This is a genomic window from Spirosoma endbachense (assembly GCF_010233585.1).
GTDB classification, from domain to species: Bacteria; Bacteroidota; Bacteroidia; order Cytophagales; family Spirosomataceae; genus Spirosoma; species Spirosoma endbachense.
Genome location: NZ_CP045997.1, coordinates 2,547,876 through 2,571,118 on the forward strand (window position 1 = coordinate 2,547,876; position 23,243 = coordinate 2,571,118).

Here is a 23,243-nt window from a genome sequence, read left to right on the forward strand (position 1 = left end):
GTTACCTCTTGGTGACCAGACGGAATAGAGGAGTGAAAGTCAGGTGGAATCTTCAACCTCTGCTTGCCTGGAAAATATTGACATTGGCAAACGTTTAACTCACTGTTCATTCCCACCCAAAATCTGTACGCTTTTATGGAAACTACTCCTGCCCCCGCTAAGCCCAGGAATAAGACTATTTCACAACGAGTCTTGAAACTTATTTTAGACCTCTATGCCCCTACTGTATTGATTCACATGCTAAAACTAAAAACCGGGAAAAAGGCATTTGTTTTCTTTCTTGTATTAGTAGCTTCAATTCATTTTAGCTCAAATTCTTTTGCCCAAGCTCGTCAAGTAAACCCTCTTGACGCATTTATAGAAAACAGAGGGACAAAAATACTTGCGCGATGTGCCCATCCATTTAATACGTATACCGAAGGTAAATACTCAGTTGATGGAAGTATCATCAGAGTTTGGGTTACTTATAGTAACGGTACCACTGAAACGATTCAATTACATTATAATGCGGATGGCGATTATTTTGATGGGGTAAAATGTACAGCTGGTAGCGAGTGTTCATATAGTTTCATGGCAGTAAAAATGTTTAGCGCTACAATCCCAAGTGGGGAAAGGATTTGCCTGGAAAAATTTTTCCATTCATCCTTCGATACTATGAGTGGTGAGCAAATGACAGCAGCTGGATTAACTGGCGAATGGTGGAAATGGAGAGAGAAACCGTGTAATTAACTTTTTGATGCCCCTATTGCTTTCTTTAACCCGATAAAATGGACTTATAGCCCTCCAAACAGAAAAAAGCCTTATAAATCAAGGACTTATAAGGCTTTATGCCTAATCTTAAGCGCACTCGTAGGATCTGTCAAAACAATCCGCTAATACACTTATTCTCAATATTTTAGCCTTTATTCTTCATCTTCTGTAACCCAAATATAAAGCCAATCGTCATCAGAATAAAGCTTAAATACTTTGGAAAGAACGTTTTTGTGTGACCTGAAGCCTATACATGAACTTCAAAATGTAGTCAATGCCCTGCAATTGGCTCTTTTAAGTTTATAAGACAAGATATTTTATAGAGTATACAAAGTGAAATCCATCATTAAGATTCTTGTGTCTATAGTAATTTAAGGTTAGCCGCTAGCTTTCATATTATTAATTGGCAAACTCTTGGCAAACAAGGAAATTTACATCTTACGCAATAAGCAAACTTCCCTTTATCAGTTGCTGCTGTGTTAAAAAAATGAGTTGGACCTGCTACTTTCGATTACTCACAATTTTGAGTTACTCTACTCCTTCGGCAGGCCACGCAGAGTTACCTTAAATTGTATTCCTTGTAAGCAAGGCACTCACCCGAGTGGGCGTGGCAGAAGCGGGAATGGAGTTGTAGGTGAAGATACTAGGTAATCCAGTAGAGTGAAAATCCGTCGGGGTTGAGATTCGTGGGGTAACAGGCCAATCAGTGCAGTTGAATCTGACGGATCTTCAGGGCCGGGTTTTGCATCACCAGCGACTTGACGAAGCGGGCTCACTAGAACGGGTGAGTGTGCCGGTTGGTATGGGCAAGGGGCTATTACTCTTGCAGGTCAATACCGCTCAGAAACGCCAGCAAGTGAAGTTATTGAAGCCCTGGTTTTTAGTTGATGGAATGCATCGCCCGATTTCGAGAAGGTCGGGCGTTTTTTTTACCAGCAACAAAGGCCCCATCCAGCCACTAGCAAAATAGGACCTTAACCCATACACTACTTGTGTTTAGATTCAGACCTCAACAACCCGTATCAGAGTAGTTATCGTACTATATATCCGGGTTACCGTCTGGTAAGGCTGAACCAGAATAAATCAATTGCTCATGAAATCGGATAACGTTCTATCCAAAGGTTATAAATTTCAAGTGCAGTAGTTATAGCTGTTCAGAATAATCTTGCGTTACAGCCGCAGCTTCATGATCAATTGGTGGATAGGTACCCCTGCCAGCGCGAACGCTTTTGTCATCTGACAAATCGGTATCAATTATGATCTCGCCCTGTAATAATCTCGCAACGGGGCAATTTTTAGCGATATATAACAACCGTTCTCGTTGTTCATCACTGACTGGTTGACCAAAAAATATAGTACGCTCTATCAGGGTTTGGAAGGGTTCTCGCCGTTGTTGCATGTTAACCGCGACGTGTATGTCAGAAATATCCCACCCCTTTTTCCTGACATACATTCTAAGCGTAGTGAGTGTACAGGCCACTAGTCCCGAAAGTACGGCACTAAACGGATCGGGTCCGATGTCTTTTCCGCCGTTAAAAGTCGGCTCATCCATGAGTAGTTGTCCAGCGCGCCAGTTGATGACAACTTCCTGTCGGCCTTTGACAATATCGCCCGTTATGTCTTTGGCAAACAGGTGACTAGTTTCTTTTTTACGCATCATGATTTAAATGTATGTTGGCGGACTATTCATCGTTTATGTTGTCTGAAGTATAGTGTACATGACTCGCACCGATCCATTTCCGCAACTTCAGTCACTGGATTTATGATTCCTTTGAGCTGGAATAAAGCGGTCTCTGCCGCTTCAACGGGTCGTCCTGTTGAGCAGCCAGTAAAAAGGCGGCTGCACTCCCCACCCAAACCGAATAATCGAAAGGGGCTTTTATCCCCAAAGAGACGCTCATGGCTAGGGCAAACATCAACAAAAGAATGCCTGTGCCAATGGCTGCTAGTTTTGTCTTAAAGCCTGAAACCAGCATAACCGACAATAGTATTTCGAAAAATGTGGCAGCGTAAGCGGAGAATTTGCTCAAAATTCCTGGGAGAAAAGAAGTAACTTCCCCCGTGTATTTTTCAAAATTCTGCCAGTTGCCCCAGCTAGAGTCAGGTCCCCAAAGACCAAACCGGTCGGCAACCGCTGAAAGCATTGTGGCAGCGATGGCAACTCGTAAAAAAATCTGAAGAAAATGTTCCGTTTTACTGGTGATCATTTATAGCTAAACAATTAACTGATACCGAATTTGTATAGGCACTTTATCGATGTATTCGCCTGAAGCGATAGCCCGTTTTTTTGACAATTTCATCGTCCACCGCTTCAGGGCGGGGCGGGCAATGATCCAGGAGGAACAGAATCGCTCGCCGTCTCACGGACGAACACGGATGATCGTCTTCCCCTTGACTCGACTGGTCGGATTGAAGGCGGCAACAGCGTTGTCAAGGGTAGCGATGTGGCCGATGTTCGGCCGCAGACGTCCCGCTCGGAACCGCTGGACGACCTCATTCAATTGGGCTCGATCGGGTACGACGACAAAGTCAATAGTCAGCCCTCCTGTGGGCCGTATATCGGTTGGGCCGGTGATGGTCACCAGCGTTCCTCCAGCGCGAATCAAGCCCGCAGACCGCTTCGCGATGTCGCCCCCGAGGACATCAAAAACCAGATCGACCCCGCCAACATCTTCTAAGGCTTCGTTATCGAGGTCGACGAACTCCTGTGCGCCGAAGTCGAGAGCCGTCTGACGGCCGGCAGTGCGCCCGGTGCCGATGACGTAGGCGCCAGCCTCACGGGCGAACTGGGCCGCCATCGAACCGACTATGCCGGCCGCACCATGCACCAGGACGCTCTGCCCCGCCCGAAGGTGGCCGTGCTCGAACAGCCCCTGCCATGCGGTCAGTCCCGGCATCACCAGACTCGCGCCCACAGCGAAGTCAACGTCGCCCGGCAACGGCGCAAGGTTGCGTGCCTCGACGGCTACATACTCCGCCAGGGTGCCGTCGCGATACCAGTCGGTAAGGCCAAACACCCGCTGTCCCACCGACAGTCCCGTTGTGCCGTAGCCGAGGGCGGTGACCACTCCGGCCAGTTCGTGGCCGGGGATCGACGGGGTCCGGTCACGATCGAGCCGATCGGTCCAGGTCGAGGGCCACGACAGCTCATCTCCGGTGATACTCGACGCGTGAACCTCAACGACGACATCGTTTATCGCTGCCAGCGGCTCGGGCCGCTCCACGAGTTTCATGCCGGCTGTTCCCGCTGCCTGGTCGGTTACCACGATCGCCTTCATAGCACACCTCCCTTTCTGTTCATCAACAAACACACCATTACTGAAGTGATGCCGCGGTACACGACTGCTTCTACTCTTGTTTTCAGCATGATTTTACTAGTTGGAGCTGTTCAATTACCTTTTTTGTTAGGGTAAAATTAGGTCTTCGTTTGGCTAGCTTAGCGGGCCAGTTTTAAAATATACAGGGGGCCAGATAGAAGTAAGAAAATTCTTGAGATTTCAATTAAAAAAGACGGGCAGCCAGGCCCATAATGATTTAAAAAAAATAGCGTGCTTCTATGGTTGGCTGAAACAGAGGGGATTAACCTATTGATTCATCAGTAAAAAGTCCTAGTCCGATAAAATTCGTCTGAACTCTGACCTCAACCCAAACGAACCAATCCGCTTTCGCGTCTTTCTCTTACCTATCAGAGTATGGATGAACGTCAACGCTCAACTTTAATGATCGCTAATTATGGATTGGGCCAGCCATCATATACAGCGTTCGGGTAGTCTATATATAAGGGGAGGGCTTACCCGTTGCCCACACAAGTAATTAGTGAGCTATTAAAAAAGCTACATCGGGGAAGTTATGGCATCGGTTGGAGTCATAACGAATTACGAAAGGGGTTTGTCGGTTCTCCCGGACAAACACTAACTTGGGTCACGGTCAATGATTCGAGTGACAACCTGGCTTTTACAAAAGAACTACCCTAGATTAAAAGCTATATATCCTGGCTAAATCCGGTTTATGGACAACACCGATTTGCGGCCTCCATAACCCTTGCCCCTGTCTATTCCCATCTTGATTATAAACTAATTCGTTCCGTTTTGGACCTGCCTCAGTGTCAGATACTGATCTGATTACCAACCAGTCAAATGGGTTTGGCTATTCGGTTGCTGTACTGGGCACCTATACGCTTTCGTCTAAGTGGTCAGCTTTAGCCGGTATTTGGGCTACTCAGTTTTTTGCGACTTCTGGCGATTATACTATTAATCTAACACATTGGGACCTTAACTACCGCAACGGGCGTATATTCCAATATGCCTATAAGCTTCCTTTCTTACTTATCTTTCAGCCGGTGCTTCGCTTAATTTCAGCTCCTTCCATTATATCGACGTCAATGCGGTGGAAGACCCAGGTAAATTTGACAAGGTTACCGATTTTACCCCCATTTTGGGAGTTGCTATTAGCTATCGATTACAAAAGAATCTCACGTTCATGGCGCAGCCAACGATTCACTATAGTCTACAATCTCCTCCTTACTATAGTTATTATCATACCTATCAGATAAGCTTACAAACTCAACTAAGGTACCATTTCTGAAGTGTGTTTACTCGAGTGAGTGGCTGTTAAGCTTTAGGTTAAGGGGCAATTAGAACCTAGATTCCTTTTCTGGAATAATAGTTGCGTGGCCATCAGATTGAATAAAAACTTTTAGATTAATTTCTATTATGAGTTCATTCCACAAATAGACACAAGATTCTAGAATACTATAATTATGAATTAACAAATTTTAAATTGTTTCTTTTATGGAGATAGCATAAACTTACAAGAAGTAAAGACCCTTATCCTCCGTCCATTTATTAATTAATACCAGCTAATTCATACGCATGAAAAAGATAACTACTCCCTATCTGACCGCTCTGCTTGTCGGTTCGCTATTGACCACCGCATCAATGGGGCAAAGTCGATTTTCGATTGCACCCACGCTCTCTCCCTCTTATCAGCACCTTAATTGGGTAGCACAGGTTGAACATACAAATGCTTCTAAGGGTACACAAACCAGCTCAGGAATTTCAGTTGGCCTGACGACTGCCTATGCCTTTACCCCGAAATGGTCGCTCTCTGCCGCTATTTTATATAACTATTCTTCAGCTAAGTTGCGGTATGATAATTTTACGTCCATAGCGACTCAGGCAAGACGCTATGAGAATTGGCAAGTACCTCTTTTACTGAATTATACTTCATCCGCTCGTCGCGTATCACCATATTTTTCAGCGGGACTTTTAGCCAATCATAATTACCGTATTACCAATACAGATACCGGGATTAGTTCCTATCACAAAATTGACGAAGGCACCACCAATGCCTTTACGCTATATGGTATGGTTGGCATGGGTGTACATTATCGAGTAATGCCTAATTTGGCGTTGGTTGTCCAACCCACTGCGGCTTATCGTATAAATACCCCTTCAGGAGACTACCCAATCGCTTATACGTCCTGGAATGATTATTTATTGGGCCTACAAACCCAGCTAAAAATTAGCTTTTAAGCGCAGTGATATACATAAGACTGGTTCATTCGCCAACCTGCCTCCGAAAGGCAAGCCAAGCCTATCAGTGGAATCCCTGGAAGGGTTAAAAACCTTTTACTGCTGAAACGCTGAGCGTTAACATGTCTCTAGCTATTTTTTGCCCATGATCTGTTTGATCAGGTATTTACTCTGGAGTCCAGCAAATAAAGCCTCACCAAAGGGTAGAGCAACCGCAATTATAAGGGCTAAGATCGAACCTGCCATGATCATTATGCCCCTTAGGGGCGTGACAGTCGTATCTACTAAGTCCTGATGGTTTGATCTGGCATCTTTCATTCATTTACTGGTTTACATGAAAGGAGAGGAAATGTAGCAGAAAAGAGTCAGTAGTCAAATCGTATTCTCAAAAATGGCTGCTGAAACTTCGCCTATCTGTTCATTGTAGGAGTGAAAAGTAAAGTTTGAAGGACTCGCAATTCATTCTGATTATTGGCTTTTCCGAATAGTTGTTATTGTTGCACACTAATGACAGCCTTCCAGATCAAAGCCGACTTGACTGGAGCCTTATGGAGGTGTCATAACCGAGTAGACAGTCTAAATCTGATTCGGATAGAGCAGATCATCAAAAGCTGTGGATATCCCGGTCGCTCGCTGGTCGGTAAACCCACCAATGAGGCTGCCTGGTACGTGCTTCAACATTCCCCTAAGTTCAAGGTCTATTTCTCCCTCATTCAACGAGCTGGCCCACCTTTTTCATTAGTGGCCATGATGGAGGATCGGCTGGTGACCGAACAACTTAAACCTCAGATTTATGGAACACAGATTACCTGTTATCCACTGCGAGCCAATTCGGCCAAACAGGAATGCTTTGTTTGGCCTATTCTGAATCCTAAACAGGTCAATCAACGGAAGTACGTTATCCGTAATGGCTGAGAGCTGACCGGTGCTGATTTCCAAGCCGTACAAGTCCTGAAGATGATCCTGAATATCCTCATAGGACATGCCCTTGCTGTAGAGGGAGAGGATGCGATTATCTAGCCCTTCGCCTAGTGTCGTTTGCCGTTTCCCAATGAGCTTTGGCTCGAAGGAGCCGTCCCGATCACGCGGCATCTCCACGCTAATCGGCCCATGAGGTGTTTTGACCTGCTTGGTCTTACTGCCATTGCGTCGGTTGGGACGGTTTTGGTCAACATGCACCTGCATCTCACCCGATAAGGCCGCATCCAATAGATCTTTCAAGAGTGGGGCCAGCAACCCATCTTTGCCCGTTAGCTCCTTGTCACCTGCCAACATTTTGGCGATAGTGGTTTGACGGAATGCTTCATAGTCGAAGCCGTTTTTCTTCCCTTCTGTTTCCATGTGATTGTCAAATTAGTAAATCATAACTTGACACACTTTATGGAACACTCTCCTTTTTCTCAACTAAGTGGAGAAGGCCGATGGCAGAAAATCCTTTTCGCTTATTCAGAAAATGAAAATCGATGTAGAATGCAGAGCTGTGCAACAGCCACGCCCGTTTATTGAGAAAGACTAAGCTAATACTAGTTGATTTTAGTGAGCCATTTGCAAGTCAATTATAAGCAGGTAATTAGGATTAAGTTGGCCTTTTTAATTGCTCCCTGTTATCGACTCACCGAGATAACCATTTTTGCGACAGGTAATAATACTCGATCCTTTGTTTGGATAAAAGCCTTTGCTAGTTCGCTCTTATTCTTGGTTACTGGTATTGGCTTGGTTGCTTTCCCATTAATAATGAATGAAATAGGTTTAGTTGTATCAACCAATTCTGGATAGACATAGAAACTGAATTCCCGAATACAGGATGTTTTCACACTGACGATATTATTCTGGATGTTCGCTTCAATAACGCCTGTTTTATGCGGGTTAAAATCTATTTTTACTCGATTGTCCTTCGCCATCATGTTAGGATTGTAGGAGCTTACCCATGCCGCTGGCCGAGCCGTTGTATCGAGTTGAGTAATGGCGATCCAATCACAGCGGCCATTTCGGACATTATCGGTTTCCCACCTGATTTTTGGGGAGAAGGGATTCCGCACGTTAGCAAATAGTGTATCATAGATAAAGCTTACCCGGTTCGCCTGATTGATTGGCAATCCGTGGTCACCATCCAGTGCGTAATTTTTCCAATTCGCGCCTATTGATTGAGCATACTGGTAAATGCTGTCTACTTTACTGAGTTTAAATAGGTGGTCGTTTTTAGCACTAATGCCGTAAAAGGTACGATGGTTGGTTAGGTTTCGTAATGGGGTATTGGTCATATACGACTGAGGGAAATAGGTGAAGGCAAGGAACGAAGCAAATGTGGTTGGCTGGTTAATGGCGAAATAAAAGGCGCCTTCCCCTCCATTTGAATGACCACTTAGCCAGACCCGATTATCATCAATGTTATAAAGTGACTTAAGAAAGGCTACCTCGTTTAGTATAGCTTGGAAAGCCAGTGGATGGTACAACCAGTGAATATCTTTCCGTGCAAATGGATAGAGAATAAAGGCGCCTTCCTCCAAAGCGTGTTTGAAAATAGGAGCTTCGTTACTGGGCACGTTTCCTCGGGTCATAAATTGAGGGCGCCCCCGAACTGCTCCTTGTAAGAAGACATATAAAGGTGTTTTTTGCCGAGGGCGGTATTGTTTGGGGATATGGATCAAAAAGGGCACCGTCAAGGTATCATTGATCTTGATTTGATATAATGTCCAGTGCCCTACTACCGGTGGTGCATCATAGGCATTATAGTTTTTTAACCGCTGGTACACCTGGTCAAAATCGCCTTCGCCAACTAATTTCGCTAACCGCTGCTCCTCTAACAGAGCGGAGGTATTTAGCCGTTTCGTTGTATCGGTTATACCCTGATAGTAGCGCTGATTGGCCGCCTGGACTGAATCGTATTTTGGTTTCGTATAAGCGATTGCCTTCTTCCAAGCCTGGGTGCTCGACACACAGGCAAGCAACATACTGTCCTGCTTAAAGTCATAATACATCGAGTAATGTAAGTGCTTATTGGCTAACTCGTCAAAATAGGCGTTTGCTTTAGCAATCTGATTCGTTTGACAGGCACTAATAGCCGCTCGGTAATAGTTATAATTGTTCTGGTAGTCTTTGAAACCCATGGCAAAGAGTTTTTCCATCCAGTACAAGCTTTTAGCGTAATTCTTCTGATTGTAACTGGTGAAAGCCCGGTCGTTATAAGCAGCCGCTGAATCAGCTTGTCCATTAACGCCATGAGTGATTGCTAGTACGAATAAGCTAATCAGGAATAGTTTCATGTAATGCCAGATTAAATAGTCGGCACAAATATGAGCAGTGAACTTGGAGGCAAATTGTATTTTTTGGACAGTATCGCTCCTAATGGATTACTTTCATGAGTAATTGATTACTAGCCAGCCTACTGATCGTTTGAAGGAGCTTCTTTGGATTATGCCCTGTGAATTGCCGGTATGTTTTGACGAAATAAGCCTGGTCATAGAAGTTACTGTCATAACCAGTCTGAGTAAGGTTTTTGAAGTGCTCATGCAGGACCTGGTCTCGCAATGAATGGCGAAATCGGGCTACTCTACGATAACTAGCCGGTGATAAGCCAATATTTTTGATGAACAATCGATTAAACGTTCTCACATTCATGCTTAATTCGTCAATGATGGTCCGAATAGTTGGTTCATTGCCGAAATCAGTCAATCTGTCTAGGGCGTACGTAAGACTATTTTCATGGGGTATGGGATGGTAGATAGCTACCAGATAGGTTTCCAATAACCGAATTCGCTGCTCAAGATTACTGGTACTAAAAAAGGAATGAATGAAGGCTTGATGATTCAAATACTGATCCCAGTCGGTAAAGAGCTGGGAGGCATTCGGCGTAATCTCAATCAGGGGCTTCGTGATAAAGTGATTCAGCCCCAGCGGTTTAAAGACGATAGTAAGCTTATCCGAAATGCCCCTTAATTCGACAAAAAGAGGCCGTTCATAGCGCCCTTGGGCAATTAATAAGGGAGGAGCCTGCTGATTACTGGAGACGGAAATGGCTGTTTCCTCAATCCAGCAATAGGCGTGCTTATGAATATTGAGGGATTGGAGTGTATTAGGAAACACATAATATTGACTAACAAAGTCAGGAGAATCGGTCCGCAGGAAGTAGTAATACTCGATATATTGCCTGAGTAATGGATGACATGGATAGAAATGGTTAATGTTCGTTATGTGTTGCATAAGCCCTTTATCTGTTACCACAAAGATGCTTCAACGGGTAAAGTGTTGCAGTCCAAACGAATTTTGAGCACTAAAATCGCCCATTTCCTGAAGAAGAGGCATGAGCGATCCATCATCCCACCTTGGGAGGATTTTGGTGAGATAGCTATTAATGCATTACAAAGCAGAAGCAGCTAATGCAAGGAATGGATAGGTTTTCCCGCACTACAGTTGTCCACCAAAATAGAACTTTGTCGGGAACGTGTCACTTCCTATATCTCAGTAATTCGGAAACGGTGACAAATTGATAGCCCGCTTTTTTCAGGCCAACAATCAACCCCCGTAGCGACTGCCTAGACTTCCAGTCGTCAGTCCCCATACAATGTAGTAAAATAATGGAGCCCGGTTTAGTGCGGTCGACAACGTGTTGCATGATGCGTTTGCTACTTTGGCGTACGTCGGCGTACGATTCGGGTTCAACATCCCAAGTAATCGTTTTGCGGTTATGCTCCCGTAGGTAGTAAGGCAACCCGATAAACTTCTTGCAATAGGGAGGGCGAAACAGGATCTCCCGCTGACCGGTAATTGCTCGAATGATGCTATCCGTTTTCTCGATCTCCTGTTCAATTGTGGCGTAGGTCTTGAGAATCATTCTAGTATGCGAAAACGTATGGTTTCCGATCTCATGACCCGCTTCTGCCAGCCGGCTTCCGTAAGCGGGGTTCTTTTGGAGGTTACTACCAATCAGGAAAAACGTCGCCTTTACACCCTGCTGCTGTAATAGGTCGACCAGTTCGCCGGTGTACTGTGTGGGTCCGTCGTCAAACGTCAGAGCGACCACTTTAACATCGGTTTCTACCCGATAGATCAGATTGCCGAAAAGCTGAAAAGTCCGGGAGTTGATTTCGAGATAAAACCCTACCAGAGCTAGGCTTGTCACCACGACCGTGAGCAAACCAGACGGACGGGTTGCTAATCGAGGGTTAGCCATTTTGGGTGTTGTAAAGGTTTGGTTTGTCGCTAAATTAAACGGGTTGTAAATCTATGGAACGGTTTTGAGAACTTTATCTTTATCATATTTAATGTCTCAGATTACGCCCCATTTCCTGAAGAAGAGGCATGATGGTTTTATCGTCTCCTGTAGGAGCGTTTTGTAAGAATTTTTAATGTGATAGTTACAAACCAAGAATGCCCATTTCAGCTTTGTTGAATTGAACACAAGTAAGCGGTCGTATGTAGTGGTACAAAACGACTTCCAAGAATAATGTAAAAAAAGAGAGAAAAACCGTCGCAATTTTCGCGTAAAATTTTTATTTACTACTCAATTCTCAAATGTCAGATTATATACCTCTATCGTAATTTTGCTTACAATCACTTGTGTCGTCATTGGGCCTTAATGGTAAAGTTGAAGCATCGGCGTTGTGGAGGTAATAGAATTCCGTTAGCCGAATAGGACAAAAGCTAACTAGTAGCACAACTATCGAGCTTATGTCCGTCCGTCGCCATATGGCCAATACAAGGGGTACCTGCTGATTGCTAGTGATTTTTTTCTAATCCTTGCAATAGCTTACTAAGTATAAAATAGGCCCTTGCATGGGGGTACCAGTTGCCGTATGCGCCGGAGGTCATGGCAATGACCATTTTTTCTTTCGGAACAACCACCAAATGATTTCCGCCATTGCCGGATGCCCAGAGATAGTCTATTTCTCTTGTGCCAAACTTTCGTTTAGATCGATACCAAAGCATCCCATATCCGTCGGCCAACGGATTATAGGCCCCGATGGCAGGAGATTGTTCGCTCAATAAACGATTCATATAAGTATAATCGGCTAATTGCGTAGTGCCCCATTTCCCTTTATTCGCAACCAATAACCCCAACTTTGCAAAGTCCAGTGTGGAAATGTAAAGATTGCCGGCAGCACCCGTCTGATTTGCTGCATTCGTGTACCAGTAAAACTCGTTAATGTCCAAAGGGATAAAAATTTTTTGCCTGGCAAAATCCCTTAGACTCATACCCGATTTTTCTTCAATGATCGCCCCAATCAAAACAGCATTTATATCTGCATAGACCCATTTTTCACCAGGCTTGCTTGATAATGGAATGCTTAACAAATAGGTTATCCATTCGTCCTTTGCTACCCATTTCCCTTCGCTACCTGGCGTTTTAGGGTTATCGGAATCGGCATCTAAACCTGAAACCATATTTAGCAAATGAATCAGCTTAACCTTTTTATAATCTTCGTGCATGGAAGGGTACTTCTCTTTAGAAAAAAAAGAGTAAACATCCTGATCTAAATTTTGTACTAATCCGTCTTTGATCGCAACGCCCAGGAGCAAAGCAGTAATGCTCTTGCCCGCCGACCGGATATCATGGATATGATTCCGCCAAAATGTATTGACGTACTTCTCCAGTACAATTTTATTGTCTTTAATAACAATCAATCCCCGGAAATCTCTTTGCTTGAATTTGGAAAGCGTATCAGTAAGTGCATTAATGGAATCTTTGTTGAAACCAGCATCCTCCGGGCTAATAGCCGGAAGATTCGGGATAGCTTTCATTTGTGAATAGGTGGAGAACGATAAGGACAAAAGAAAGAGGGCAAGAAGTTGTCGCTTCATATCTTTTAATAGCGTTAACTATTGTCTGATTGTTTCGGTTAGCAGGGACAGTTCGGGTATTGCCGAAGGCGGGATCAAAACCGAAGGGTTGGCCTTCGACTGGGTCACACGGTTTGAAAAATTTCTGTATAGACCCGATCTTACCGAATCCAACTCACGCTCAAATTGTTGAAATCGCTTATTTTATCCTCCTTATCGAAAAGAAACTGCCAAAGAATCGTCACTTTGTCGAATTTCATAATGTAGCTATAGTCGGTAAGGTCCTGGTTTTGCGCCTTGTGAATAAGTTCTAAAGAATTGAGCTTTCCCAGGCGTTCCATCACTGATTTTACGTTCATGGAGTCCTTTTTTAGATCGGTAGCTAAATGGGCTGACAAGTCATCGTATGCCAATTTCCCAAGGGTTACGTCCTTAAATAAGTGTTGGACTTTAGCGGTTACGAGGGTTTCTTGGTTCGTCAGAGGCTGGTAAATCGAGGTGATATGCCGATTCATATTCAGTGCCAACGGGAGCGCTGGCCGTTGAATTTGTTGAGCCAGGGTTGGAGTCTCGTAGTAATGACTGCCCTTGGCTAACTCCTTGACTAAGTTCAGCGATGTCGTTTGGATCGCCTGTGCGAACTGGTAAAAGACGATCTCCCCCTTGGTGAGATTGTAGGCATTCGAATACTTCGTACCCCCTTCGCCCGGTGCCAGACATTGCCTCAAGATTTGAGCGCCATTGTTCATCGTAATGGCTTTTTGGGTCCCATAGAGCTTTTGGAAGGTGGCTTCACCGTAGCCTAATCCCCTGGTCACTAACGTGGTATTAAAGTAGATTTTACCGTCTTTGGAGCCGATCACCACCGAAGCCCCTGACTTGTCGGCAACAACCAATGTCGTTTTTGCGAAGGCAGCTTCTCGGTAGGTCTTATAAAATTGAATAGCCTCCGCTACCGTTTTGCACCGTTCCAGCATCCATTGACTGGAATTGTCTGGTAAACGGGTTAGATGGCTTTCGGGGACATAAGTTGGATCCGTTGGATAGCTATCTTCCTCCACGGTAACCCAGTCGAAGGCCAACCCTTCGGTATTGATCCCGCCTTGGGCTTCCCCATCATTATAGCCCACATAAGCGCATCCGTAAAAGCCTTTCCCTTTTGGAATGAACCATAATCGGGTTTGTGGATTGTTAGAATCCTCATTATTGAATAAGTACGTATGTTTCCCATCGGTTAAGACAAAAACGGTACAAGCCTTAACGCCAGATGCAACCAAAAAGCAGATTAATAGAAAAGATAGGATAGCGATGAATGATTTCATAGCAAGATAGCAGAAGTGAATTGGACAAAACTACGGCTATTTCTAGGGAATGGATTGTACAAATGCGAACGGATCAATAGCCGGTTCCGCTTAGGGGTAATAAGTAGTCAACCGCCCTAAATTCACCAGGTGCATGTCGAATCATGTTCCTGAACACTCGGATAAAATGGGCTTGGTCGTAAAAGCCAAACTCAGTCGCTACTTGGGCCAGCGAATGAGCGGACTTCTGAGTTTGGAGCGTATCAATTACGCCCCGTATCCGCAGGATACGAGTCAATTCTTTTGGCGTCAACCCCAAATAACGTTTAAACTGCTTTTCCAACTGGCGCGTTGAGCACTGTAGTTCATCCGCCAGATCAGCGATGCGTAAACACCCATTCGTTTGCTGTAGACGTAGACAAGCCTGCCGTAAAGGAAAAGTTGAGTTGGCTAAGTTGGGCAGCTGGGCAAAGTGCGCTTGGGTAAACGCAATTAGTGAGGTTTCAGAATAAGCCGCTTGGATCGACACTGGATCGTAACCGCTAAACAGGTTGTCCACCAAAGGTAAAATGTTTCTCAGGGGTACTATATTATCCACCGTGTGGGCTAACGAATCGGCTGTCCAGCTAGAAGGAGTCCAAGGGTGAAGTTGTACCATAGTCACATGGGTAAAAGGCTTAATGATGACCTCTACCCGGTAGCGTGCTTGTCCGCAGAAGTAGCGGTCTTGGGGCATGTCTAAATGGCCCCTTTGGTTATGGATCGTTAAGCCGTTTCCATGAACGAAGGCCAAATTAAAACAGCTATTGGGCAATACATTCTTGTCTGAAATCGGGTGGGGATTGGTCGTATTATCCAGTACCCAAATCTTACGGATAAACTGACTCAAGGGAGGGGTGGTATAATATTCTCGATAGGCGAACGGTGTGGTCATAGATCACTAAGTGCTAACCAAGCTTAAATTACTATTGAGTAGTTAAACAGGATGCGGTTTCAAAAGCCGCAGAATTGATAAATCGTGCTGCGAGGCCTTTAGTGCTTGGGGACAAGATGTACTCTTAGGTAAGGCCGAGGAAGAATTTAAAGCGTTCATTGAAAAAGCGGGTATGCCAGCGGCATGGACCATTTTAGGGGCGGGTGCAATACCAACCAACCATCCGTTGAATGTCGGTATGCTCGGTATGCACGGTAACTATGCTTCCAACATACTGACTAATGAATGCAATGTGCTGATAGCGGTTGGGATGCGCTTTGATGATCGCGTGACCGGACGTCTGGATAACTATGCGAAACAGGCTAAAATTATCCATCTAGACATTGATCGCGCTGAGATTGACAAAAATGTTATAGCCGAAGTCGCCCTTTGTGGCGATTGTAAGCAAACATTGCCGTTACTCACGGATAAGATCAATAAGCGCGATCATGGGAATTGGCTAAGCCGATTTAAAACCCTTTACCAACAGGAATTCGAAGCCGTTATTAAAGATTAGCTAAATCCAATTGAAGGAGGAATTACCATGGGTGAAGTCATTCGTGTGTTAAGTGAACTGACAGGCGGTGAAGCGGTTATCGTGTCCGACGTGGGGCAAAACCAGATGGTTACAGGTCGATACACCAACTTTACCCATACCCGCAGCAACATAACCGGAGGCAATCGGTGCGAAGTCTGGCGCTCCTGATAAAGTTGTCATTGCCATAGTTGGTGATGGGGTTTTCAGATGACCTTACAGGAATTAGAAACAATTATGCAAACCGGTATCGATTTAAAGATCCTGATCTTAAATAATCGCTTCTTGGGCATGGTCAGGCAATGGCAGGAAATGTTCAACGATTCAAGATATTCCTTTCTGGACATTGAAAGTCCGGATTCTGTAGCTTTGGCGGGTGCTTATCGTATATCGGCGACAACCGTTTCCGATCGAAGTCAGCTAAGAAGCGCACTGACTGAAATGCTGGCCCATAAAGGCGCATTTTTGGTGGAAGTAGCCGTAACCAAAGAAAACAATGTATTTCCGATAATCCCGCAAGGATCAAGTGTAAGCGAGATTCGGCTTAAGTAAGTTCTTGATAATGGTTAATTCATTAAAAGATATTCTCGACGCAAATTTGCGTATAGTTTTTTGTGGGATTAATCCCGGGCTTAAGTCAGCCCTTGACGGACATCATTTTTCCGGCCGGAGTAATCGGTTTTGGCGGGTACTCTATCTCGCTGGGTTTACTCCCCATGAAATTAACGCCCGGGAAGACCGGAAAATTCTTGACTATGGATATGGGTTGACTACCGCAGTGGCGAGACCGACGTCTCGTGCCGATGAATTAGCTAAAGAGGAATTTGACGCGGCAATTGGTGAGTTCAGGCAGAAAATGAAAACCTATAAGCCGCGGCAAATAGCCTTCTTGGGTAAACCTGCCTATCAAGCCTTTTCAGGGAAAAAGAAGTTAACGTGGGGACATCAGGACGAGGATTTTGAAGGAGCGGTGGTCTGGGTATTACCTAACCCAAGCGGTCTTAACAGGGGATTTAGCTTGGAGGCATTAGTCGCGTCGTATAAGGAGCTGCGATTGGCATCCAGTTAAAGTTGTCGGTTTTTCTGCTGTAACTGTAACTATTATACCAATACTTTAATCAATTCAAACGGGCGGTATCGCGGCCTGATAGTTAATTCGATATGGAACAGAGACATCCTTTACCGCCTTTCGATATGGAGAAGGCGTTGCAAAAGTACAACTGGCAGAAGATGCGTGGAATACACGTGATCCTGAAAGAGTATGCCTTCCGTATACAATAGACACGGAATGCCGAAACCGTACAGAGTTTTTTACTGGCCGTGAAGAAGTAAAGGCATTTTTGACGCGGAAATGGGAGAAAGAACTGGATTATAAGTTGAAAAAGGAGCTTTTGGGGTTTAAAGATAACAGGATGGCTGTTCGCTTTGAGTATGACCGGGTCGCCGGTGCGATGGCATGATGCGGCTGGCCAATGGTATCGCAGCTACGGTAATGAACTTTGGGAATTCGACGAAAACGGGCTGATGCAAAAACGCTTTGCCAGTATTAACGATCTAGCCATAGATGAAAACGATAGAAAATTGTAATATACTATGAGCATGGGGCGCTAAAAACAAGTTACCTAAATCGCTGTCATTCCGCCAGGAAGCGAATCGCAAACCCGATACATTGGTAGCGCATCAAGAGAATATGCCCTTGGTAAACGTGACATTTCCCACCGGAACATCGAATGGCCAAGCATCAATACCCCATTCCCATTCTAGTCAGGATAGGGCCCGATCTAAATTCAGGCTTTCATACCCTGACTTTCGACGGCGTTCATTAATGGACAAAACCTGTCCACCTTCGGACATACCCACTTCCCAAAAATACCTTTCCAGCTCCTAAACGCTTTTTTCAGACTGTGGTACAATTGTTGACGAGCTAGAAGCAACTCGCTAGCTAGCTGTTGCCAATCATGTTCCTAAACTACATCAAAATTGCCTGGCGGAATCTAATCCGCAATAAGACCTATAGCCTACTCACGCTATTGGGGCTGGCCAGTGGCATGACCTGTGCCATGTTACTGGGGCTCTATGTCTATGATGAGCTGACATTTGATCGATACCACACCAACGCAGCTAATATTTACCGGTTGAATGTGCACGTCAAGTGGGGCGACAATGAGCTGAACATGGGCGTCGGGTCCGCCCCGATGGGCCCAACCCTCCGACAGGAGTTCCCCGAAATCAGGAATGTCGTACGGATCATACCCAGTCATGATATGTTGTTTCGGGTTGGCCAGAAAGCCCTGTATGCCAAGGATTTTATCTACGCCGATTCGACCCTGTTTTCATTTTTCGACTATTCATTTATCGACGGCATCCCGCGAACGGCTCTATTGCAACCCAACACCATCATCCTGACTCAGAAAATGGCTCTGGCCCTGTTTGGTCGGACCAATGGCCTGTTGAGTAAAGTGATTGAGGTTAAAAATGAACACCCCTTAACAGTGAGCGGTATTATCCAGGACCCGCCTGCCAACCACCATCTGAGCTTTGAGGCTGTTCTTCCCTACGTCAACCGGCAACTCAACGAGGTCAATCTAGACAAATGGGATAACTTCGGCACGTCTACCTACGTACTGCTTCAGTCCAACAGCGATGTACGCAGGCTGGACCATAAAATGCCCGCTTTCTACAAAAAGTACATTGCCCAGGCTATCGGTGATGCTACGGGCAAAGGCGTTACGTTCGACATTAGGTTCCAGCCCCTGACGGACATGCACCTGCATTCAAGCCATTTGCTGGGTGAGGAAAAAGGAAGCAACATCGCTTACGTCTACACCTTCTCGGCCATTGGCTTGTTTATATTATTGATTGCCATCGTTAATTACGTCAATCTGGCCACGGCCCGGTCAACAGGTCGCGCCCGGGAAATTGGGGTACGCAAAGCCATTGGATCATTACGTACACAGTTGATTGGGCAGTTTCTGACGGAGTCAACCCTGCTCTCATTACTGGCTCTGTTGACCAGTCTGATACTGGTGCAGGTTTTGCTCCCACTCTTTAACTACATAGCGGCCAAGAGTCTACTCATGGATCTGTGGAATAGCCAAATAATGGGTGTACTCGTCGGTTTCAGCCTGCTGATCGGTTTGGTGAGCGGCCTTTATCCCGCCTTCCTGCTATCCCGCTTTAAGCCAGTAGCGGTTTTGAAAGGAACCTTCACCGCCAGCAGTAGCGGAATTCTGCTGCGCCAGTCGCTGGTGGTCTTCCAGTTTACGGTTTCCAGTGTGATGATCGTGGGGACCTTCGTTGTTTATCAGCAGTTGCAGTACATGCGGCACACCCAGTTAGGCTTCAATCAGGAACAGGTTCTGGTTCTGCCACTGAAAGCACCAGCGATTCAACGGACGGCTACTGTACTGAAAGATAGATTCCTGCGAAATCCTGTTATTAAAGGCGTAAGCCTAACAAACGGGTCAGTCGGTGGTGATATGAATGATAAGTCCACGTTTAGTTTCTACGCGGGCGGCAAAGAACAGTCCATTAGCACCGAATACTTCTCCGTCGATCAGGATTTTGTTAACGTATTACAGATCGGCTTGAAAGAAGGGAATAATTTTTCGCCCGAATTGGTCAATGATTCGACCGATGCCGTGCTGGTCAATGAAGCGATGCTCAAACGGCTGGGCTGGAAAAACCGCAAGGCCGGTCTGGTGGAGCTCGACACGAAGCGCATCCCCATTGCGGGAGTTATCCGTGATTTCCACATGCGTTCCCTTCGGAACAAAATTGAACCGCTCGTTTTGGTCCTGAATCAGGACAGGGGTGATAAACTGCTGGTCCGGATGGCCCCCCAGAACGTACCGGGTGCGTTGGCCTACATCCGGAGCATTTATGAGCGCGTGAATCCCAACCAACCGTTTGAGTACACGTTTCTGGACCAGACGTTTGCCCAACAGTATCGGGCTGATGAACGCAAAGGCAAGCTGTTTCTCGGCTTTTCAGGCATGGCTATCTTTATCGCCTGCCTGGGTTTATTTGGGTTGGCGACCTTCACCGCCGAGCAACGAAGGAAAGAAATCGGCGTGCGTAAAGTGCTGGGTGCCAGTGTAAGCAGTCTTGTTGTACTCTTGTCCAGGGACTTTTTAAAATTGGTTTTTATCGCCCTGGTGCTTGGGACACCCCTGGCTTATCTTGCCATGAAGCGCTGGTTAGCCGACTTCGCTTACCGGGTGGAGCTTGATTGGTGGATGTTTGCCTTGGCAGGGCTACTAGCAGTGGGCATTGCCTTATTCACGATAAGCTTTCAGAGTATCCGAGCGGCCTTAGTCAATCCGGTCAAGTCGTTACGCTCAGAGTGAGCGAAGAAATTGCTTTATGATCGGAGACTGAGCAAAGACAAGACAGGAATAGGGTTATCGTAAAAATGATCAATTGGATTGCTTTTGTTCAGAAAAACGTCCGATTACAGTCTAGGCTGGTTAGATAAAATGGGGAATGAAATACTATTTTCATTGCCTCTCAAACTGACTGTACCGAAAAAATCACTCCACTGAGAAGCCGTGCTCGCAAAAGCTAGACGCAGCTTTTAATTCAGATAGTATACGACCAAAATTACCTGTTTCTAATTTTAATATCTGTCAATTCCAGACCGTAGCATACGAATCGTATTGCAGTATATCGTCTCCAAGAAACTCTTTAACGCCCAGCCAGTCGCTAAAAAAATGCGCTACTCCAGTCATCAGTACGGAGTTAAACGTGGTTCCTTGTTTTTGATTATTACAGAAATAAATATGCCCGATAGGAGTGATCTCGAGCTTCTGCAACAAATCAATTAAGCCCGCCACCTACGTCGACTCATAGGGTTAGACCGCTGCCTCACTCGAGGAGATTACAATAAAGCGGTAGATCCCCAGTCCTAGTTCTCCTTTAGTCAATGCGAACAAATGAACTTGACGATCGACGTATGGAAACATTAGATGAATTTTTTGAACACACGATTCAGGATTTATACTCTGCCGAAAAACAAGCGCTGGAAGCGATGCCCCAGATTGTTAAGCGGGTACTAAGTGAACAACTTCGACAGGCGTTGCAGGTCCATCAACGCGAATCTGAAAGTCAGGTAACCCGCCTGGAGCAGATTGCCAAGCAACTAGGTATTGACCCCGATGGCGAAATGTGTATGGCAATGCAAGGGTTAATTGAAGAAGCTCAGGACTTGCTGGCTCAATTAGAGGATGGCCCACTGGTCGATGTGGCCATTATTGGTGCTGCCCAGAAAATGGAGCACTATGAGATTGCCAGTTATGGTACGGCACGGACACTAGCCCTGCAAACCGGCCTGGAGGAGATTGCCAATTTGTTGGAGACCACCCTCAAGGAAGAGAAAGCGGCTGATGAGAAGCTAACGTACATTGCCCTGAGTTCGGTCAACCTAAAAGCAGCTCAATCGTAATCAACTTGACTCATAAGCTATCTGTCAGGATCATTTCAATATGTTTCGGATAATGGCGAAACAGTCATCTTAAGCAAGTCTTTAGGCCATAGCTAGTATGGTTTTACCTATCTTAAAAACACAATACGTTATGAAAAATCGGTCAATTTTATTGAGCTTTCTAATGATCTTGTTCCTAACAGGCGCTTCCCTAGCCCAGCAGAACAGTGGCACCATGAATGCAGGTACAACTGCCAACGTGGGCAAAGAAAGTAAATCGGAATTCGATAGCCAAAACCAGAAAGGGGCAGCGGCCGTGGGCGCGGTTTCAGCAACAGGCGCAAAGCTTTCCTCAGCGGATCAGCGACTAATGCTGGAAGTAGCCATGGGGGGTATGATGCAGTTGGAAGTCAGTAAAGTGGCACTGCAAAAGGCTACCAATCCAGAAGTACGTGAATTGGCGCAGGCCGAAGTCGATGAACAAACGGGATTATCAGCAAAGCTGAAAGAAATTGCTGACGCCAAAGGGATTACTTTACCGGCGTCTCCTGACCCAGAAACTCAGGCAATGGTAACTAAATTACAGAGTATGTCAGGTGTAGCGCTCGATAAGATGTATGTCAGCGAAAGTGGTGTGAAAGGCCATCAGAAACTCGACAAAGTGATGTCAACAGTTGAATCAAATGCATCAGATGCTAGTTTGATAGGCGTTGCCAAAGCGGCTCACCCTCTAATAAAATTCCATTTAACAGTGGCTAAACAAATCAAGGATAAACGTTGAGGATAAGTCGCCGACCATTAAAAAAGGGGTAACAAAACTTGTTATCCCTTTTTTAATGGTCGGTTTACAAGTCGCTGTAAATTGTAACCGTTGGCCAGGGCCGTTGCCTCGTAGAAGGCGCCTATTTTTCAACTATACGTTGTAGGGGTAGGTTGGACTCTTGAACAAGTGTTCCAGGTTTCCGAACTAAACCACAAGGTTATGATTTTAAAAATGGACCGGCTTCCTATTGAGTTGCCCATACCCAAAAACCCATCGGCCAATGATGCCGCAGCCATTCAGGAACTACTGGGTGGTAAATTCGGCGAGATGTCTACGCTGATGAATTACACTTTCCAGTCGTTTAACTTTAGAGGACGCAAGAAAATTCGGCCCTTTTATGATGTGATCGCCAGCATTGCAGGCGAAGAATATGGCCATATTGAAGTTGTATCCTACGCCATCAATCTATTGCTGACGGGTGTTACCAAGCGGGGGCATGACCCCGTATCCGGCCCCCTTGCCGATGCGGCTAATGCCCGGAATACGTATCATTACATTGCCAGTGGGCAGGGAGCACTCCCTGTCGATTCGATGGGTAATTTCTGGAACGGCCAGAATGTATTCAGTAGTGGTAATCTGAAACTGGATTTGTTGCATAACTTTTTTCTGGAATGTGGCGCACGGGGCAATAAAATGCGCGCCTATGAAATGGTAACTGACCCAACGGCACGCACGATGGTGGGCTATTTGCTAGTACGGGGCGGCCTACATATCGTTGCTTATGCCAAAGCATTAGAGAAATTAACTGGGGTGGAAGTTACCAAGCTCCTGCCAATTCCGGATTTAAGCAACAACGCCTTTCCCGAAGCCAGGAAGTTTATGGATCAGAAACTGCATTTGCAGTTGTATACCTTTAGTCAGGAGGATTATAAGCAGGCGGGACTGATCTGGAATGGTCCTCACCCCGATGATGGTCAGGAGTGCGTAGTGATCGAGGGAGCGATTCCGGGCTATCCCGTACCAGATTTAGAAGAAGAACCGCAACTCAACGCACCAGGCGCGGATGATTTTGATCCGCAGGTATTTGCCGATATGGCTAAGAAAATGGGGATTAAGTACGAGTATTAAGCCTCCGAAATTTAACGTCTGCCGATACACAGAGTACCTGTTAAGCAGGTGAAACTCGTT

At 45.5% G+C, this 23,243-nt stretch carries 23 protein-coding genes and 2 pseudogenes; 14 read left to right on the plus strand and 11 right to left on the minus strand.

Translation table 11 applies throughout. The features are described 5' to 3' along the window. The first annotated feature begins 135 nt into the window (after window positions 1-135). Both GJR95_RS09985 and GJR95_RS09990 read left to right on the plus strand, forming a co-directional pair. The gene (locus GJR95_RS09985; RefSeq protein ID WP_162385729.1) at window positions 136-729 is read left to right on the plus strand and encodes a hypothetical protein; all 594 of its coding nucleotides are present in this window, start codon (window positions 136-138) and stop codon (window positions 727-729) included. A gap of 727 nt (window positions 730-1,456) precedes the next feature. After that, window positions 1,457-1,720: a hypothetical protein gene (locus GJR95_RS09990; RefSeq protein ID WP_162385730.1), complete on the plus strand. Its 264-nt coding sequence runs from the start codon at window positions 1,457-1,459 to the stop codon at window positions 1,718-1,720. Between the two features lie 174 nt (window positions 1,721-1,894). Here the strand turns inward: GJR95_RS09990 and GJR95_RS09995 are convergent, their stop codons facing one another. The 3 genes from GJR95_RS09995 to GJR95_RS10005 all read right to left on the minus strand — a co-directional run bounded on the left by GJR95_RS09995 (window position 1,895) and on the right by GJR95_RS10005 (window position 4,028). Then, entirely contained in the window at window positions 1,895-2,410 is a 516-nt protein-coding gene (locus tag GJR95_RS09995; protein ID WP_162385731.1) for an OsmC family protein, read from the minus strand. Window positions 2,411-2,510: 100 nt separating this feature from the next. Next, complete coding sequence (locus tag GJR95_RS10000; RefSeq protein WP_162385732.1) at window positions 2,511-2,957, minus strand: DoxX family protein; 447 nt, start codon at window positions 2,955-2,957, stop codon at window positions 2,511-2,513. Between the two features lie 153 nt (window positions 2,958-3,110). After that, window positions 3,111-4,028 carry an NADP-dependent oxidoreductase gene (locus GJR95_RS10005; RefSeq protein WP_162385733.1) on the minus strand — a complete coding sequence of 306 codons (918 nt, stop codon included), beginning with the start codon at window positions 4,026-4,028 and terminating at the stop codon, window positions 3,111-3,113. Between the two features lie 1,593 nt (window positions 4,029-5,621). On the opposite strand from GJR95_RS10005, the gene GJR95_RS10010 reads away from it, so the two are divergent. After that, window positions 5,622-6,284 carry an outer membrane beta-barrel protein gene (locus GJR95_RS10010; protein ID WP_162385734.1) on the plus strand — a complete coding sequence of 221 codons (663 nt, stop codon included), beginning with the start codon at window positions 5,622-5,624 and terminating at the stop codon, window positions 6,282-6,284. A 132-nt stretch (window positions 6,285-6,416) separates the two neighbouring features. Here GJR95_RS10010 and GJR95_RS42060 read toward each other — a convergent pair whose 3' ends face one another. Next, a complete protein-coding gene (locus tag GJR95_RS42060; RefSeq protein ID WP_232541141.1) occupies window positions 6,417-6,602 on the minus strand; it encodes a hypothetical protein in 186 nt (61 codons plus the stop codon). A 189-nt stretch (window positions 6,603-6,791) separates the two neighbouring features. Between GJR95_RS42060 and GJR95_RS42760 the strand changes: the two genes are divergently transcribed. Continuing rightward, complete coding sequence (locus tag GJR95_RS42760; RefSeq protein ID WP_394369988.1) at window positions 6,792-7,199, plus strand: DUF6624 domain-containing protein; 408 nt, start codon at window positions 6,792-6,794, stop codon at window positions 7,197-7,199. On the opposite strand, the pseudogene GJR95_RS10015 reads toward GJR95_RS42760, so the two are convergent. The 7 genes and pseudogenes from GJR95_RS10015 to GJR95_RS10045 form a co-directional block, all read right to left on the minus strand. Further along, window positions 7,131-7,625: pseudogene (locus tag GJR95_RS10015) on the minus strand (transposase); the annotation flags it as partial. The gene GJR95_RS42760 and the pseudogene GJR95_RS10015 sit on opposite strands and share 69 nt — an antisense overlap. A gap of 263 nt (window positions 7,626-7,888) precedes the next feature. Continuing rightward, entirely contained in the window at window positions 7,889-9,547 is a 1,659-nt protein-coding gene (locus GJR95_RS10020) for a hypothetical protein (RefSeq protein WP_162385736.1), read from the minus strand. Between the two features lie 79 nt (window positions 9,548-9,626). Next, complete coding sequence (locus GJR95_RS10025) at window positions 9,627-10,484, minus strand: AraC family transcriptional regulator (protein ID WP_162385737.1); 858 nt, start codon at window positions 10,482-10,484, stop codon at window positions 9,627-9,629. A 244-nt stretch (window positions 10,485-10,728) separates the two neighbouring features. Then, entirely contained in the window at window positions 10,729-11,454 is a 726-nt protein-coding gene (locus GJR95_RS10030) for a polysaccharide deacetylase family protein (protein ID WP_162385738.1), read from the minus strand. A 545-nt stretch (window positions 11,455-11,999) separates the two neighbouring features. Beyond that, window positions 12,000-13,082 carry a serine hydrolase domain-containing protein gene (locus GJR95_RS10035; protein ID WP_162385739.1) on the minus strand — a complete coding sequence of 361 codons (1,083 nt, stop codon included), beginning with the start codon at window positions 13,080-13,082 and terminating at the stop codon, window positions 12,000-12,002. Window positions 13,083-13,222: 140 nt separating this feature from the next. Then, window positions 13,223-14,383, minus strand: coding sequence for a hypothetical protein (locus tag GJR95_RS10040; RefSeq protein WP_162385740.1), 1,161 nt, complete (start codon window positions 14,381-14,383; stop codon window positions 13,223-13,225). Window positions 14,384-14,456: 73 nt separating this feature from the next. After that, window positions 14,457-15,296, minus strand: a complete 840-nt coding sequence (locus GJR95_RS10045; protein ID WP_162385741.1) for an AraC family transcriptional regulator — start codon at window positions 15,294-15,296, stop codon at window positions 14,457-14,459. Window positions 15,297-15,369: 73 nt separating this feature from the next. On the opposite strand from GJR95_RS10045, the gene GJR95_RS41795 reads away from it, so the two are divergent. The 10 genes and pseudogenes from GJR95_RS41795 to GJR95_RS10085 all read left to right on the plus strand — a co-directional run bounded on the left by GJR95_RS41795 (window position 15,370) and on the right by GJR95_RS10085 (window position 23,183). Continuing rightward, entirely contained in the window at window positions 15,370-15,852 is a 483-nt protein-coding gene (locus GJR95_RS41795; protein ID WP_198424876.1) for a hypothetical protein, read from the plus strand. 27 nt (window positions 15,853-15,879) lie between these two features. Further along, a complete protein-coding gene (locus GJR95_RS42765; RefSeq protein WP_394369989.1) occupies window positions 15,880-16,041 on the plus strand; it encodes a thiamine pyrophosphate-dependent enzyme in 162 nt (53 codons plus the stop codon). A 16-nt stretch (window positions 16,042-16,057) separates the two neighbouring features. Further along, window positions 16,058-16,422: pseudogene (locus GJR95_RS41805) on the plus strand (thiamine pyrophosphate-dependent enzyme). A gap of 10 nt (window positions 16,423-16,432) precedes the next feature. Continuing rightward, window positions 16,433-16,939: a G/U mismatch-specific DNA glycosylase gene (mug, locus tag GJR95_RS10055; protein WP_162385742.1), complete on the plus strand. Its 507-nt coding sequence runs from the start codon at window positions 16,433-16,435 to the stop codon at window positions 16,937-16,939. Between the two features lie 151 nt (window positions 16,940-17,090). Then, window positions 17,091-17,330, plus strand: coding sequence for a DUF1348 family protein (locus GJR95_RS42650; RefSeq protein ID WP_317167091.1), 240 nt, complete (start codon window positions 17,091-17,093; stop codon window positions 17,328-17,330). Next, window positions 17,302-17,457, plus strand: a complete 156-nt coding sequence (locus GJR95_RS42655) for a DUF1348 family protein (protein ID WP_317167055.1) — start codon at window positions 17,302-17,304, stop codon at window positions 17,455-17,457. The genes GJR95_RS42650 and GJR95_RS42655 overlap by 29 nt, the downstream gene beginning before the upstream one ends. Window positions 17,458-17,828: 371 nt before the next feature. After that, window positions 17,829-20,219 carry an ABC transporter permease gene (locus GJR95_RS10065; RefSeq protein ID WP_162385743.1) on the plus strand — a complete coding sequence of 797 codons (2,391 nt, stop codon included), beginning with the start codon at window positions 17,829-17,831 and terminating at the stop codon, window positions 20,217-20,219. Window positions 20,220-20,824: 605 nt separating this feature from the next. Continuing rightward, window positions 20,825-21,313, plus strand: a complete 489-nt coding sequence (locus GJR95_RS10075; RefSeq protein WP_162385745.1) for a ferritin-like domain-containing protein — start codon at window positions 20,825-20,827, stop codon at window positions 21,311-21,313. 97 nt (window positions 21,314-21,410) lie between these two features. Next, complete coding sequence (locus tag GJR95_RS10080; protein WP_232541142.1) at window positions 21,411-22,073, plus strand: DUF4142 domain-containing protein; 663 nt, start codon at window positions 21,411-21,413, stop codon at window positions 22,071-22,073. Window positions 22,074-22,274: 201 nt separating this feature from the next. Further along, complete coding sequence (locus GJR95_RS10085) at window positions 22,275-23,183, plus strand: manganese catalase family protein (protein ID WP_162385746.1); 909 nt, start codon at window positions 22,275-22,277, stop codon at window positions 23,181-23,183. The last annotated feature ends 60 nt before the right edge of the window (window positions 23,184-23,243 follow it).

Coding starts and splice junctions, on each gene's coding strand:
- GJR95_RS09995 (WP_162385731.1), bottom strand. CDS start 2,410: ATGATGCGTAAAAAAGAAACTAGTCACCTGTTTGCCAAAGACATAACG.
- GJR95_RS10010 (WP_162385734.1), top strand. CDS start 5,622: ATGAAAAAGATAACTACTCCCTATCTGACCGCTCTGCTTGTCGGTTCG.
- GJR95_RS09985 (WP_162385729.1), top strand. CDS start 136: ATGGAAACTACTCCTGCCCCCGCTAAGCCCAGGAATAAGACTATTTCA.
- GJR95_RS10025 (WP_162385737.1), bottom strand. CDS start 10,484: ATGCAACACATAACGAACATTAACCATTTCTATCCATGTCATCCATTA.
- GJR95_RS10020 (WP_162385736.1), bottom strand. CDS start 9,547: ATGAAACTATTCCTGATTAGCTTATTCGTACTAGCAATCACTCATGGC.
- GJR95_RS10040 (WP_162385740.1), bottom strand. CDS start 14,383: ATGAAATCATTCATCGCTATCCTATCTTTTCTATTAATCTGCTTTTTG.
- GJR95_RS42060 (WP_232541141.1), bottom strand. CDS start 6,602: ATGAAAGATGCCAGATCAAACCATCAGGACTTAGTAGATACGACTGTC.
- GJR95_RS10005 (WP_162385733.1), bottom strand. CDS start 4,028: ATGAAGGCGATCGTGGTAACCGACCAGGCAGCGGGAACAGCCGGCATG.
- GJR95_RS10065 (WP_162385743.1), top strand. CDS start 17,829: ATGTTCCTAAACTACATCAAAATTGCCTGGCGGAATCTAATCCGCAAT.
- mug (WP_162385742.1), top strand. CDS start 16,433: ATGGTTAATTCATTAAAAGATATTCTCGACGCAAATTTGCGTATAGTT.
- GJR95_RS10000 (WP_162385732.1), bottom strand. CDS start 2,957: ATGATCACCAGTAAAACGGAACATTTTCTTCAGATTTTTTTACGAGTT.
- GJR95_RS10030 (WP_162385738.1), bottom strand. CDS start 11,454: ATGGCTAACCCTCGATTAGCAACCCGTCCGTCTGGTTTGCTCACGGTC.
- GJR95_RS42655 (WP_317167055.1), top strand. CDS start 17,302: ATGACCGGGTCGCCGGTGCGATGGCATGATGCGGCTGGCCAATGGTAT.
- GJR95_RS10045 (WP_162385741.1), bottom strand. CDS start 15,296: ATGACCACACCGTTCGCCTATCGAGAATATTATACCACCCCTCCCTTG.
- GJR95_RS10080 (WP_232541142.1), top strand. CDS start 21,411: ATGGTTTTACCTATCTTAAAAACACAATACGTTATGAAAAATCGGTCA.
- GJR95_RS42765 (WP_394369989.1), top strand. CDS start 15,880: ATGGGTGAAGTCATTCGTGTGTTAAGTGAACTGACAGGCGGTGAAGCG.
- GJR95_RS10035 (WP_162385739.1), bottom strand. CDS start 13,082: ATGAAGCGACAACTTCTTGCCCTCTTTCTTTTGTCCTTATCGTTCTCC.
- GJR95_RS10085 (WP_162385746.1), top strand. CDS start 22,275: ATGATTTTAAAAATGGACCGGCTTCCTATTGAGTTGCCCATACCCAAA.
- GJR95_RS42760 (WP_394369988.1), top strand. CDS start 6,792: ATGACAGCCTTCCAGATCAAAGCCGACTTGACTGGAGCCTTATGGAGG.
- GJR95_RS10075 (WP_162385745.1), top strand. CDS start 20,825: ATGGAAACATTAGATGAATTTTTTGAACACACGATTCAGGATTTATAC.